Annotated in this window: 11 protein-coding genes; 3 read left to right on the top strand and 8 right to left on the bottom strand. The window is 62.5% G+C overall.

Annotated elements, in window-relative coordinates; genetic code table 11:
• Nucleotides 1-41: 41 nt before the first annotated feature.
• Both R3F00_RS04445 and R3F00_RS04440 read right to left on the bottom strand, forming a co-directional pair.
• The gene (locus R3F00_RS04445) at nt 42-1439 is read right to left on the bottom strand and encodes a hypothetical protein (protein WP_371280513.1); all 1398 of its coding nucleotides are present in this window, start codon (nt 1437-1439) and stop codon (nt 42-44) included.
• 73 nt (nt 1440-1512) lie between these two features.
• Nucleotides 1513-2109, bottom strand: coding sequence for a hypothetical protein (locus R3F00_RS04440; protein ID WP_371280512.1), 597 nt, complete (start codon nt 2107-2109; stop codon nt 1513-1515).
• Nucleotides 2110-2431: 322 nt separating this feature from the next.
• Here R3F00_RS04440 and R3F00_RS04435 point away from each other — a divergent pair, with 322 nt between their 5' ends.
• Both R3F00_RS04435 and R3F00_RS04430 read left to right on the top strand, forming a co-directional pair.
• Nucleotides 2432-4078, top strand: coding sequence for a sulfatase-like hydrolase/transferase (locus R3F00_RS04435; RefSeq protein WP_371280511.1), 1647 nt, complete (start codon nt 2432-2434; stop codon nt 4076-4078).
• Nucleotides 4075-4332: a glutaredoxin family protein gene (locus tag R3F00_RS04430; protein WP_371280509.1), complete on the top strand. Its 258-nt coding sequence runs from the start codon at nt 4075-4077 to the stop codon at nt 4330-4332. The genes R3F00_RS04435 and R3F00_RS04430 overlap by 4 nt, the downstream gene beginning before the upstream one ends.
• A gap of 335 nt (nt 4333-4667) precedes the next feature.
• On the opposite strand, the gene R3F00_RS04425 is transcribed toward R3F00_RS04430, so the two are convergent.
• From R3F00_RS04425 to R3F00_RS04415, 3 genes are read right to left on the bottom strand one after another with little or no spacing between them, the layout of a single operon-like run.
• Complete coding sequence (locus R3F00_RS04425) at nt 4668-5444, bottom strand: hypothetical protein (RefSeq protein WP_371280508.1); 777 nt, start codon at nt 5442-5444, stop codon at nt 4668-4670.
• Nucleotides 5441-7363 carry an alkaline phosphatase family protein gene (locus tag R3F00_RS04420; RefSeq protein ID WP_371280507.1) on the bottom strand — a complete coding sequence of 641 codons (1923 nt, stop codon included), beginning with the start codon at nt 7361-7363 and terminating at the stop codon, nt 5441-5443. Before R3F00_RS04420 ends, R3F00_RS04425 begins: the two co-directional genes overlap by 4 nt.
• A gap of 5 nt (nt 7364-7368) precedes the next feature.
• Nucleotides 7369-7593 carry a hypothetical protein gene (locus R3F00_RS04415; protein WP_371280506.1) on the bottom strand — a complete coding sequence of 75 codons (225 nt, stop codon included), beginning with the start codon at nt 7591-7593 and terminating at the stop codon, nt 7369-7371.
• A gap of 101 nt (nt 7594-7694) precedes the next feature.
• On the opposite strand from R3F00_RS04415, the gene R3F00_RS04410 reads away from it, so the two are divergent.
• Entirely contained in the window at nt 7695-8807 is a 1113-nt protein-coding gene (locus R3F00_RS04410) for a sulfotransferase (RefSeq protein WP_371280505.1), read from the top strand.
• Between the two features lie 9 nt (nt 8808-8816).
• Here R3F00_RS04410 and R3F00_RS04405 read toward each other — a convergent pair whose 3' ends face one another.
• The 3 genes from R3F00_RS04405 to R3F00_RS04395 all read right to left on the bottom strand — a co-directional run bounded on the left by R3F00_RS04405 (nt 8817) and on the right by R3F00_RS04395 (nt 14012).
• The gene (locus tag R3F00_RS04405; protein ID WP_371280504.1) at nt 8817-11114 is read right to left on the bottom strand and encodes an NADP-dependent malic enzyme; all 2298 of its coding nucleotides are present in this window, start codon (nt 11112-11114) and stop codon (nt 8817-8819) included.
• Between the two features lie 172 nt (nt 11115-11286).
• Nucleotides 11287-12549: a flavohemoglobin expression-modulating QEGLA motif protein gene (locus R3F00_RS04400; RefSeq protein ID WP_371280503.1), complete on the bottom strand. Its 1263-nt coding sequence runs from the start codon at nt 12547-12549 to the stop codon at nt 11287-11289.
• Between the two features lie 53 nt (nt 12550-12602).
• Nucleotides 12603-14012: a DUF697 domain-containing protein gene (locus R3F00_RS04395; protein ID WP_371280502.1), complete on the bottom strand. Its 1410-nt coding sequence runs from the start codon at nt 14010-14012 to the stop codon at nt 12603-12605.

Here is a 14012-nt window from a genome sequence, read left to right as displayed (position 1 = left end):
GTGACAAATTCGCTGGCAAGAATCTGCCAGCGAAAAGTCACCTATGGAGTTACCGTCTTCGAAAGTACCGGCGACAAACGTTGCTGTGTGCCGTTCCGCGCAATCGTGTCGATATAGTAGTAGTAGGTTTTCCCGGGTTCGACGTTCTCATCGACGAATACCTGGCCACCTTCCGGCGTTGCCATTGTCGCCATGTGCTGCTTGGGAAGCGGTTTTGCGGTGATGCGCCTATAGGGACCGGCCCGGTCGTTGGCACGGTAGACCATGTATCCATAGATGGATTCGTCGTTGGCAGCCTTCCAGTGCAATCGTACCGGTCCGCTGCCCTTGGCGCGCGACACTTTACGGGCGTCTGCCCCTTGCTTGGGTTCTGGCTCGACCTTGCTGGCTTCGCGCTGTTCCTGGATGGCTTTGGTGATGTCGATCTTGGCCGGCACGGCGGCTCTCTGATCCTCGTCGATCAGGATTTCACGGATTGATTGGTCCGGATTCAAGCCCATGATGCCGAACGGGATCTCGAGATCCGGCTCGTCCGGCATGCTGAAACGCAAGACATCAGCGTTTTTTCCCGATTCTTCAATGGTTCTCTTCAGCGTGATGCGCACGCATTTCGACTCGCTGCCGACTGCGTCGGAGCACCCTTTGCGCTCGACCTCCCATTTGCCGGGAAAGTCGAGCTCGAGATTGCCCAGCTCTCGCTTGCCCGAGTAGAGCAATTCCATTTGTGCCTGAACGGTTTCTCCGACTTCAGCAGGCTTGAAGCCGAGCACGTAAGTGGAAGGTTTCAGGTTTCCTTCGATGATGGCCTTGGCCGTGATCTCGACGAACGGCTGTTGCGCGAGATTGGTGGCCACCCGAATCGTCCCGGCCTTGATGCCTCGACTCGTATTCGGGCGAACGCCCACAGAAACCGTCGTATCGTTCAGGCTTGCATCAAGCCAGTCCGGTGCGTCGACGATCCGCACGAGCTCCAGCGGTATTTCCTCTCGCGCGTCGAGGGTCAGTTCGTGCCGCACTTTCGAACCTGCCTCAATCTTGCCCAGATCGATGACAGCATTTTCGGGTGAGATAACCGAAAAAACGAAGCCGGACAAGGTAAACCGATAGCGCTCGACATCAGCTTCATCGGTGAACAGCGCGTAGCGGAACGTCGATTCTCCCAGCTTGCCGGGCAATGGCAGATCGACTTGAAACTCGGCAGATTCGCCAGGGGCCAGGCTGGGCGGCAAGTTGACGACCTCTCCGAAATCGCTGATCGCCTTCCAGCTCTTGATGTGAACCGTTTCGGAGCCCTGGTTTCTTATCGTGTACGCCTGCTGCACCTGGGTTGACGCGATGTTCGTGTCGAACCGTGCATGTTTGGGTTCGATGATCAGGCTTTCGCCGGAAGCAAGAGGGGAAAGACTCAACATTACAAGCAGCGCGAACAGTCTCGCCATGGGAAAATTCCTGGAACCAAAAATGCCGAAACCCACCAGTCGGTGGGTTTCGGGGTAAGCGCTGTGCAAGCTGTCAGTCGATGCTGTAGGACTCAAGCGATACCGGCAGGGTACCGCCGACATTCAGCGTGTAGGTGCCGCACGCACCCGCGCTTCCCACTGTGTAGTAGGAGTCCACGTAGATGAAGTAGGTATTGCCCGCTGTCAGGCCGGTCAACGCGAGGCCGTCATTCATGTCCTCGGGGCCGACTCCAGCGCCGATAGCATCCTGCGAATTGAACAGGCAGCTGTTGCCGTCTGCGCAGGTGCTCAGGAAGAACAGGGCGAGATCGCCTGTGCTTCCCGTCAGGTCGGCGCTTACGGTGATCGCATTGCCAGTTCCGACCGTGATGGCCCAGACGTCTTCCGGACCAGGGTACGGAAACGGCAAGTCGGTGCCACAAGGCCCACCGTAGTTCGTGATGTTGTTGGCACCGCCGCAGGTGTCGCCAGCCTGGCTGAATGGAAGCGCGCCGATCGTCACGGGGGTGGCACAGCTGCCGCCACCGTTTACGCCGGCGCCAGGCGGATTCACTGCGACAAACCCGGGATCGGAGCGATTGGCCGCACTGGCAGAGAGCGCGCCCATGAACAGGGCCGCAGCGGCGGAAGCGATAAGCAGTTTCTTCATCAGAATGGTCCCCAAAGTGGAATTGGTCGATCGTGCGATACCATCTCAAGGGCCAGAACGGCGGCACAACAAGTGAATCGTACGAACCCAGTAGGCGAAATTATCGATGAAGCGGCTCCAAGTCAACAATGGCGCTGTTTTTGTGCGATCGGGCCTGGCCAGAACAACCCGGAACCCCCTCTGGCGATAGACTGTACTGCCGCCCCGATGCCCCTTGCCCATGCGTGCAGTGCCTGCCCGAGTTCTTCATATCGCCTTTTTCCTGTTGCCTTGCGGGTGGATGCTGAACGGCTGCGCACCCCGCCAGCCCCAGGCAAACGTGTTGCTGATCACCATCGATACCCTCAGGCCGGATGCGCTGGGCATCATCGATGCGAGCCGGGATACGCCGGCCATCGATGCCCTGGCTGAGTCGGGTCGCCTGTTTTCGTCCGCAGTCTCGCCGGTTCCCCTGACCCTGCCATCGCATACCTCGATGCTGACCGGACTGCTGCCGGTCCATCATGGCGTCCGCGATAACGGACAGACCGTTCCGGCCGATGCCGAGTTGCTGCCGGTGATCCTGAAGAATAGCGGCTTCAGCACGGGCGCCTTTGTCAGCGGGTTTCCGTTGCAGGCCATGTTCGGCCTCGATCGTGGCTTTGATCGCTACGACGACGTGATGAACGAAGGCGACCAGGGCTGGGTCGAGCGTCGCGCAGAAGATACTGTGAAAGCGGCATCGGAATGGTTGCAAGGGCAAGCCGGAAGCCAGCAGCCCTGGTTTGCCTGGACCCACTTCTACGACCCGCATGATCCCTACGAGCCTCCGCGCGAATTCTGGCAGCCCGGTCCGCGTGGAAGCTATGACGGCGAAGTGACCTACACGGACTACTGGGTTGGCAAGTTGCTGGAGACGGCGCGTGCGGCCAGTGGCGATCGCCCGTTGTTGATCGTATTGACCGCTGATCACGGCGAGGCACTGGGTGAGCACGAAGAGCTCACCCACGGCTTCTTCGTGTACGACTCGACCATGCGCGTGCCCCTGATCATCTCGTGGCCCGGCCGTATCAGCCCTTCCAGAGGTACCGAACCGGTGCAGCTGATTGATCTGGCGGCCACCATTCTCGATCTGCTCGATCTGCCACCCCTGGCCCGGACCGATGGGCGCAGTCTCGCTCAAGGCCTCACGGGTGGCGAACTCGCGTTGCATCCGGCCTTGATGGAAACCTGGCTGCCGTGGACCTACTACGGTTGGGCACCCTTGAGCGCGTGGCTTGATGGAGCATGGAAGCTGATCGATGCGCCGGCCATGGAACTCTATGACGTGATCAAGGACCCCAACGAAAAGAGCAACCTGGCTGAAGCCTCGCCGGCAGTCGCCGATCGTCTGGGTCTTGACCTGGGCAGGATGCAAGCCAGCGCCGGTCGTGTCGCCGAGACCTCATCGGACGATGAAGCCATGCAGCGTTTGCGCAGTCTGGGCTATGTCGGCGTGGGGGCTCCGGTTGAGGTGCCACCGGATGATCTGGCCGATCCCAAGTCGCGCATCGCCATGCGCAATACCCTGCAACAGGGCGAGGCCCTGTTGCGAGCCCAGCGATACGCTCAGGCGGCCGAGATTTTCGCCGATGTGCTGGCCACCGATCCCGACAACCGTTTCGCCAACCTGCGCCAGGGCATCGCTTTCCTGCGTCTGAATAGAATTGAAGAGGCGACGCGCGTGCTCAAGCATGCGGTTGAGGTGGAGCCGCACCGGGCCGAAGCACGCTACGCCCTGGGCGATGCCCTGATGCGATCCGAGGCGTTTCCCGAGGCGGCAGACCAGTGGGCGGTGCTGGCCGAATTGCAGCCACGACGCAAGGAGGCCTGGTTCAATCTGGCGACTGCCCTGGAGAAGTCGGGGCAGGCGGAGCAAGCCGACATCGCCATGCAGGAATACCGCCGCCTCGAGACTGAGGAAGCCACATCGGGCAGTGCCGGTCCATGAGTTCGCAGACGACGGTGTTGCGTCTGTATGTCTCAGAAGAATGCGAACTCTGCGACCGCGCCATCGCCGTGCTGGCGCAGGCGCGGGCTCCCGACTTCGAATGTGTGGGTATCGAAGGCAATGCCGCACTGGAGCAGCGCTACGGTGTGCGAGTGCCCGTGCTATATGACTCGCAAAGAAATCGGGAACTCGGCTGGCCATTTGATGCAGACAGTGTTGTCCGATTTCTTGATGTGCTCGGCAACGAGAGCTAGATCAACGCTGACGCGCCTCCTGCAGAAGCAAGCCGCAGCTCGCGATGCAGTCGGGCTGCACGACCTGCGCCCAGCCGTTTCAATGCCGTCGCGTGTGGCCATGCCTCAAAGGACCTTCGTAGGAGGCGAGTCAGCGGCGATGCTCCGACCAGCCATTCTGCTGTTGAAAGCCCCGCAGGCGGAGCCTTCAGGCTCGATGCGCCTCGGCACACGATTGGCAGGGCGGTGGATCGCGACTACGAACGGCGGTACCGAAGTTCTTGGGTCTGAGATCCGCCCCTACGGAACGCTCGATCCATCGCGTGGAATTCGATCTGGCGCCTTGCGCACCGCCTTCAGTTCAATTTCCAGCGCCAGCGCAACCATAGCGACGACACCAGCGCGGAAAGGAAAAACGCTGCTTCCCAGCCGCGCAACCAGCCCGGACCCCAGGGAATCAGGTCGACCGACGGAAGATCGAGGGTGATGTTCGTTGTCCTGGCGGCGTCCGGTAGATAACCGGCCGGATTGCCGACCAGCCAGTTCAGCCAGTGGTGCTTGTGCACGATCGAAGCAGGCACCGAGGGTGGCAGTTTGAGCAGGACAAGTTCCCCTTCCATCAATTGCCGAGCCTGCTCGCGCTCCGGCCAGGCAATGCTCCAGCACCCGCTCGCATCAGCGTTCTGGTTCATCGTGCTCCAGTGCAGTTCGCCTGCAGTCGCTTCCGGCGCAGCGCAGATCTGGACGGCTTCGCCTGCGGCTGGAAACACCCGGTCGTACTGGTTCGACAGCCACGGCAGCATAAAGAGTATCGGCAGAGCAGCCAGCAATGCGGCGCCCGCAGTCAGCCGCATCTGGCGCATGGCCAGCGCAAACTGCTTCCGGATCAGCGGCAGCAGGCCGGAAAATTCGCCATCGTAGGAAGCCAGCGTGCGCTGCACGCCGGCCAGTTCGACGCGGAGTTCGCTGATGCGTTGCTGCGGCGACCAGCGACGATAGATCCACATGCCGGCATAGCCCGCGACTGCGCCCCAGAACACCACGCGCAACAAGCCGGGGACGTGCAGCATCGTCAGTAATCCGTCGAGCGGACCGAGCAGGTGCCCGGGCAAGTCGAGGAAACCGGCATTCATGGCGCCGTTCCAGTCGCAGCAGGTGTCCCGGATTCGCGGATCAGCCGGGCGAGGTCGGCGATTCCGGTTACCGGCTTTGCGGGTGCAAAAGAGGTAAACAACACTCCGGGTACCGCGCTCGGGTCAATGCAGTGATCGCCGCTCCATTTCTGCAGGTTGTCTTCGACCAGCAGGGGAGGGGTCGATCCGAGCGAAGTTTGCCAGGAAGCGCGATAGCCGGGTTCATAACCGACCACGAGGTCCGGTGCATCGCCGGTATTCTCGCCGTGGTAGAGCGTTGAGGCATCGTAGATGGTGCGCACGATGCGAGCCTGATCGGCGGGATCCCGCAGTTCTGCCAGCGCGGTACTCAGCGCCTGCTTGAGCGCAGCGACCGCGGCATCTTCGACGATGCCCTCGGGTTCGCGACCCTTGCGATTCAGGTAGATGCCGTTGAGGCCCAATGCATAGGCGCGCGTCTTCGACCAGTCCACCGCGGCAAACAGCGGCAGGGCCGCATCGACATCCGGCTTGAGCACCATGTAGCCGTGATCGACCAGCCAGCGGTTGAGGTGCACGCTGCGCCGATAGGATGAAAAGCCATGGTCGGAGAGCACGATCAGGCGATCAGTCGAGTCCATGCGCTGTCGCACTTCGCCGAGCACGCGGTCGGCTTCGGCATAGATCCAGGGAACGGCATTGCGTGCCGTTTCGCTGGATTGTGCAAAGCCAGGGTGGCCGGGGTCGAGGCCACGCCAGAACATGTGGCTGACCCTGTCCGTCTGCACGAAGACTTCGATGACCAGTTCGCTGTCATGGCGGTCAAGTGCGTCGTACAGCATGGCCTCACCCTCGGCCAATGTCGTGCGCACGACATCAAGCCAGGCCGACTCATCGAGATGTCCCTGGTCGAGTGCCCAGGTTTCTTCGGGCATGCCCAGGGTGTGATACAGGCCGATTCGGGCGGCGAGTTGAGCCGAGTATTCGGCTGGTGCTGAAATCGGCAGGGCGCTATCGGTCGGGTCCGCCTGCAATGGCGAAATGTAGAGCAGCGGCCGAGGAAAGCCTTCCATCAGGTGGGCTCGGAACATGCCCGGAATGCTGCCCAGAATTCCAAGGTTGAATCGCACGCGTATCCAGGGTGACCACTCGCCGAGTTTCAGTGCGTGGCTTGAGCCATCCAGGGTCAGGGTCGCGCCACCGTCGCCGGCTTCGAGCAGGAGCGGTACGCTGAGCGCTGGCGCATCGGGCTTCAGCGGGTGCGCCGGGCCTTCGAGCCGGGTCCTGACGACGCCATCCTCGCCCACCGGGGCGAGCACGATGCGGCCGCCGTTCTCGGCACCCTCGATGCGGCGCGTCGCGAGCAGGGTGTAGGTTCCCTGCGTACCGAGCAGATCGGGTACGCCCATGCCCGAGATCATGTGCGAGATCGGATCAGCCGGATAGGTGACGGGCACGCGCAGAACGGTTGCTCGCTGGCCTGCCTGCTCCGCCTCCATCCAGAATGGCGTGCCTTTGCGGCGATTGCGCAACTCACCCTCGTCCAGCGGAATGCGCCAGCCAAAGAATGGCAGCACATGTGACGGCGGCGACTGCTCGGCGATGCTGAAGTCGATCGAATAGCTGCCCGGCGCCCGGCGCAGGAAATCGAAGATGCCGTGCTCGCCAGGCTCTTCGCCGGTGGCAAAACTGGCCCATGCGACCGGGGATTGCGGCGGATTGCTGGTGGCCAGAGGCTGGTAGTGGCCCTCGGCGCGCAGCGCGGAAAAATTCGGCAGGCGGCCTTCGTCCATCCAGCGCTCGGCCAGCACTGGATCAAACCCGTCGAAGCCGACCACGATCGTGCGAGCCTTTGCGGGGCTTTCGGGAGCGGTCGAGGTATTGCAGGCACCGATCGCCAGCAATGCCAGGCAAGCAAGTGCCCGGCCGGGAATGCGCACGTATCTCACTCGGCTGGCGGCGTGGTCGCGCCTTTCGCCTTGTTGGCGCTATTGCGCATTCTGCGGATCACGTAACGGATCGGCCAGATCAGCACGGCTGCGACTGCAAGCACGATTCCGATCAGGACGGCCCAGATCGAACCCAGGAAGCTGACCCCGGCACCCGGACCGATATAGGCGAACGCTGAGCCGCTGAAGGCGATCAGGATGAGTGCGAACAGTAGACGCATGCAATTTTCTCCGGTTAGCCTGCAAGTGTAGTCCACTGCCACCTCTGATTCGAGCCGATCGACGTCCCGGCGCCCCACACCCGCTTCCAGCCATAGCAGCCATGCCCACCCACAAGCACCATGTGCCATTCAGCCAAGCACGGCTCGCCGCCTTGTTTGCACGCTTCCCGGGGCTGGGTCCGCGCCTGGCGCGCTGGGAATCGTCGACCGTACGTGGGGAGCTGGAGGCAGTGCAACCGGGGCCACCGGTCTGGATCTGCGGCATGGCGCGCTCGGGCAGCACCGTGCTGCTGGAAATGCTGAACGGATTGCCGGGATTCACTTCGCACCGCTACAGCGACTACCCGTGGTTGTGGACACCCTATTGGTGGAATCACTTGAGCGCGCGTCTGCCTTTACCCAAGGTGCCGCCACAAGAGCGGGCGCATCGCGACCGAATCGAGGTCAATCGCGACAGCCCGGAAGCCTTCGAGGAAGTCTTCTGGATGCATCACTTCCCCGACCGGCACAACCCGGCGGTTGATCAGGCGCTCGACGCGGATGTCGACGCAACCGCATTCGCGAGATTTCTTGACGAGCACCAGCGCAAGCTGCTCGCCGTGCGTAACGCTGCCCGCTACCTGGCCAAGGCCAACTATCATTTGCCGCGTCTCGGCCTGCTGCACCGCCAGTACCCGAAGGCGCGCTTTGTTATCCCGGTACGCAATCCGCTCGATCAGGTCGCTTCCCTATGCAAGCAGGATGCCTTGTTCTGCCAGCTTGATCGCGAAGATCCCCAGGTCAGCGCACATCTTGCTCGCATCGGACACTTCGAGTTCGGTCCGCACAAGCGCGCATTGAACCTCGGTGATGCAAAAGAAACTGAAGCCATCGCAGACTGCTTCAAGCGCGGCGACATGGCCGAAGGCTACGCCCGGCAGTGGGTCGTTCAGTACGGGCATGCACTGCAACGCATGCGCAGCGATCCGGCACTGGCAAAGGCTTGCCTCTGGGTCAGCCACGACCGGCTATGCGATGACCCGGCAGGTGAAATCGATCGACTCGCGATGCATCTCGAACTGGATGCGAGCGATCGACAATCGCTGACCCGTGAGTGGCAGCACCGACTCGACAAACCCGCGTACTACAAGCCATCGTTTTCCGATGCGGATGGGGTGTTGATTGAACGGATTGCCGGGGGATTGTGGGGAGCGTTGCAGACTTTGGTGGTTTGAGCGGCTTGTTCAGCCTGTCCCTGCGTTCTGCGCGGCGCGAATCTGGGCCTCGACCGCTGCGATCGCGGTCATGTTGACGACGCGACGCACGGTCGCGGCCGGAGTCAGGATGTGGGCCGGTTTCGAGACGCCCATCAGGATCGGGCCGAGGGCGACGCCTTCGGTCATCACGCGGGTGATGTTGTAGCCGATATTGGCTGCATCGAGGTTCGGGCAGACGAACAGATTGGCACGACCCTTGAGGCGCGAGTTCGGGAAAAGGCGGTTGCGGATGTCCTCGTTGAAGGCGGTGTCGGCATGCATCTCGCCTTCGATCTCGAGCGAGGGGGCGCGTTCGCGAACAATCTCGAGCGCCTGGCGCATCTTTGCAGCGGAAGGATCCTCGTGGCTGCCGAAATTCGAATGCGAGAGCAGGGCGATCTTGGGTTCGACGCCGAACAGGCGCAGGCGAAAAGCGCCTTCGATCGTCGCCTCGGCAATCTGTTCGGCGGTCGGATCGAGTTTGACGTGGGTATCGAGAAAGAAGAACACGCCATTGTCGTTGATGACGCCGGTCATCGCCGAGGGTGCATGCACGGTGGGATCGAGTGGAATGATGTCCTGGATGTAGCGCAGTTTCTTGTGGTAGCGGCCAACGATGCCGGTCAGCATCGCGTCGGCTTCGCCTCGATGCAGCATCAGCGCCGCGATCACGGTCGGCCGCGAACGCACGACCGCCTTGGCGCTGTCTGGCGAGACGCCGCGGCGTTCGAGCAGGCTGTGGTAGAGGGTCCAGTATTCCTTGAAGCGCGGATCGCTTTCGATGTTGCAGACTTCGAAATGTTCGCCAGCCCTGATGCGCAGACGCATGCGTTCGATGCGAGCGTCGATGACTGCCGGACGACCTATCAGGATCGGCCAGGCCAGCCCTTCATCGGCAATATGCTGGATCGCACGCAGCACGGTTTCTTCCTCGCCCTCGGAATAGACCACGCGCTTGAGGTCGGCGCGGGCGCGATCGAACACGGGTTTCATGACCAGGCCGGTTCGGAAAACGAAGGTGTTCAGTCGTTCCCGGTAGGCGGCAATGTCGTTGATCGGTCGCGTGGCGACACCGGATTCCATCGCTGCGACGGCAACAGCCGACGACAGTTCAATCAGCAGGCGCGGATCGAATGGCTGCGGAATCAGGTAGTCGGGGCCGAAACTTCGGGTCTGCCCGCCATAGGCGCGCACCGCGATGTCGGACATTTCCTTGCGCGCCAGCTCGGCAATCGCCTTGACGCAGGCGATTTTCATTTCCTCGTTGATGACGGTGGCGCCAACGTCGAGCGCCCCGCGGAACAGATAGGGGAAGCAAAGCGCGTTGTTGACCTGGTTCGGATAGTCCGAACGGCCGGTCGCAATGATCGCGTCGGGGCGCACTTCCAGAATCAGTTCGGGCAGGATTTCCGGGGTCGGATTGGCCAGCACGAACAGGATCGGACGCTCGACCATGCGCGCGACCATGGCCTGGGTCAGTACCCCGGGGCCAGACAGGCCGACAAAAATGTCGGCGCCTTCGATGACGTCGTCGAGGGTGCGCGCATCGGTGTCGCGTGCGTAGCGCTGCTTGTTCTCGTCGAGATCGTCGCGCCCGGTGTGGACGACACCGGTGCGGTCGGCGACCCAGATATTCTCCTTGGGCACGCCGAGGTGGACCAGCATGTCCATGCACGAGATACCGGCCGCGCCTGCACCGGTGTGAACGATCTTGACCTCGTCGGCCTTCTTGCCGATCACCGCCAGCGCATTGATGAAGGCGGCGCCGAGAATGATGGCCGTGCCATGCTGGTCGTCATGGAATACGGGAATGTTCATGCGTTCGCGCAAGGTGCGCTCGACGATGAAGCATTCCGGGGCCTTGATGTCCTCGAGATTGATCCCGCCAAAACTAGGTTCGAGGCTGGCGATGATTTCGATGAGCTTTTCCGGATCGGATTCGTCGATCTCGATGTCGAACACATCGATGCCGGCAAACTTCTGGAACAGCATGCCCTTGCCTTCCATGACCGGCTTGGACGCCAGCGGTCCGATGTTGCCAAGGCCGAGCACGGCCGTGCCATTGGTGATGACCGCGACGAGGTTGCCGCGCGAGGTCATTTCGGCCGCCATGTTCGGATCGCGGACGATTTCCTCGCAGGCGTAGGCGACGCCCGGCGAGTAGGCCAGGGAGAGCTCGCGCTGGGTGACCACGGACTTGGTCGGCACGACCTTGATCTTGCCGGCCGGCGCACGCCGGTGATATTCGAGCGCTGCTTGCTTGAGGAGGTCGGAATCGCTGGACATGGCGCGGGCTGATGCCTCTGAAGTGTCGGTATCGCTGGGTTTTTGACTATATCACGCAGGTTTCGCGGACCAGTCGGTGAGCAGGATCCGGCTGGCCGTCGCAAAGCCGGGCCGTACGCCGGGCCGATCCGACGCCGGGAAGATTCATCGCAGCTGCCCGGTTTCGAAACGCCTACAAGGCCAGCACCAGATCTTCCGCCTCGACCCTATCGAGGCGGATCTTGTTGGCAAACAGCGAGAAGGCCAGCGTCGCCGCGGGTCCGTTCGCGTGCCTTACCCAGCGCGGCAGCCAGTTCGGCGCTGCGATGTAGCCGCTGTCGAATTCGCCCTCCAGGGCGACGACGTCATGCAGGCTCATCTTGCCGGCGAACAGGTTGCGGCACAGCTTGAGCTTGCGGTTCTTCAACGCCCAGCGGAAGAAGGTGTGTACCGACAACAGCCCATGCAGGTAGACCGTATCCTTGGTGAAGGCCGAGCCACCGGTAAGCGGCGAGCCTCGAAACACGCGTTGCGCGGATGAAAAACTGTCGGTTTCAGTTTGACCGGCTTCCAGGAAAAAGCGGAAGACCTCGATGAAATCGGCGCCATGCAGGGCCTTGTCGATCGCCAGGATGCGCAGGCTGATGCGCTTGAGTCGCTCGATATCGAGCGAGCCCGTCATCAGCTCGGCGAATACGGCAAGTCCCTCCTGGGTTGCCGTGATACGCGGGGAACTGAGGCCCAATGAGGCGAGGTTGGGCTGGCGTCGTCCATTCAATGCGGTCAGGGTGTGCACGAACGCCTCGTGCTCGAGCAACTGGTTGCGGTCGTACTCGCTGAAGCAGGTTGCCGAGCGCAGGCGAATGCGTGTCGCACCGGCGGCCGCCTTCGAGATCAGCTTGTCGTCGACTTCGACGCGGACGGTGCCGGCGCCGAAGAATGCATCGAGCTGAGTCTGCAGGTCATCGCGCAGGACGGCCGCCGGAATGCAGTAGTCCGTTTCGCTGGTCAGTATCTCCTTGTCGAGCTCGTCGGTCAGGCTGATGAAGTGGCGCGCCGCGTCGAGATTGCTGAGCTGGCTGCCGGGGATCTTCGAGCCGGGTCGACCGAAGAGTGTGACCGAATGGGTCGTGAATTCCGTACTGCCGGCTGTTTCCAGGAGTTCGGTCGCCACGCGCCAGGATTCGGCATTGCGCCGGATGTAGTCGCCGACCGGATGCTGCGCATCGGCGGCATCGCGGATGGCTCCGATTTCCTCGCGCGCGCTGGCATAGCCGGGGCGCGAATACTCGATGACAGGAAGTATCGGATTGCCCTTTCGCCACCTGTCCAGGAATGCCATCTGTGCCGAGGCCGGCCAACTCACCGAGCCGAGAATGCGGATGCTCTTGACCGCCGCAACGAGCCGGCGGTCGAGTTCGGCATGGCGTTCGAGGTTGGCGGCTGAAGGGCTCATGGGTGCGTCTGAATATACTCCAGCTGCCATGCCGGAAATCTTCAGTTTTTCAGTCAGGCCCCGGCCTTGTCCGGTACGCGCAGCCGCTTCAGGATTTCCTCGCGCGCCTCGCGCAGGATCGAGTCGCGATCGAGCTTGGCAACGATGTCGGCGACCACCCGCTTGGCACCCTGGTCACCCCAGGACTTTCCGGCAGCCAGATAACGATCCGCGGCGCGGCCGACGATTTCGGTGGCGTACCAGGCCAGCGCGCCTTGCGCTGTGGCGGTCAGCACGGTCGACATGCCGGCGCTGATGCCCTTGAGTGCGGAAGCAGCGAGATGGATGCCCCAGATCGCGCCCATCAGAGCCGCGAGCTGTGCACAGATCGTCTTGATCAGGCCGCCTGCTTCGCGCCGGGTCAGGGGCAGATCGTAGACCCGAGCCAGATGCGTCACCAGGGCGGCGTCGAGGGCGCCAGCGGCCAGCAGGTCGGCGACCGGGATCGGATTCAATGCGACGGCAATGCTCTTGGCCAGGCAATACTGGCGAATGACCCTGGCCGCGAGTTCGCGCCGTGCCGCGACGATGCGGCTGGCCACCGCATCGGTCAGCCGTCCGGCGAACAGACTCGCGTTGAGCGCCGAAAGGGTGCGTCCCTCGCGCGTCAACACGTCGGTCAGCCGGTTGCGCAAGGCGTCGATGTCGGCAGGCTGACGGATCATCTCGACCTGGTCGCGGCCTTCGCTGTCGAGGGAAACGCGTCGCAAGGGCGGCGGCTGGGCGCTGACGGCGACGACATCCTCCTCGCGCACGAGTCCGCGGGCATGTTCGCGCAGGCGTGCCAGCAGACGCTCGATTTCGGCTTCGTCGTAGCGATCAGCCTTGTTGAGTGCGAGCAGCAGCGGTCGTTCGGTGCTGGCCAGCAGAACGAGTGCATCGCGTTCGCGCGTGGTCATGTCGCCATCCACGACAAACACGACGAGATCACTGATGCCGGCCACTTCCACGGCCAGTTGTTCCCGCGCCTCGCCATCCAGTTCATCAATGCCGGGCGTGTCGATCAGGTGCACGCCGCTGCCGGCGACCTCGCGCCACGGACGTGGTGAGGCCTCGCGTGTGGTGCCGTGCAGGACGCCAACCTCGAAGGCCGGCTCGCCAAGCAGGGCGTTGGCCAATGCCGACTTGCCCACGCTGACGCGGCCAAACACGGCGAGATGCAATTCGTCGCGCTCGAGCTTGCCGAGCATGGATTCCAGGCGCGCAAAATCCTCAGCCAGCGATTGGCGGATCGGGTCGGGAATGCCGGGGTCTTCAAGCAGCGCGCGCAGGCTGGCTTCGGCTTGCGCGTGATGCTCGCCGCCACCGCTGGTGGAAGCTGGAGTCTCCTCAACGGGCTTGCGGAAGCGGCCGACAAGGCGCTGCCAGAAAGAGTCTGTCGTCTTCACTCCGCGATAGTAGGCTCTGCGCGATGCGGGCGCCAT

The organism is Dokdonella sp., from assembly GCF_041395345.1.
Classification (GTDB): Bacteria; Pseudomonadota; Gammaproteobacteria; order Xanthomonadales; family Rhodanobacteraceae; genus Dokdonella.
This window is presented reverse-complemented; position numbering and strand designations above follow the sequence as displayed.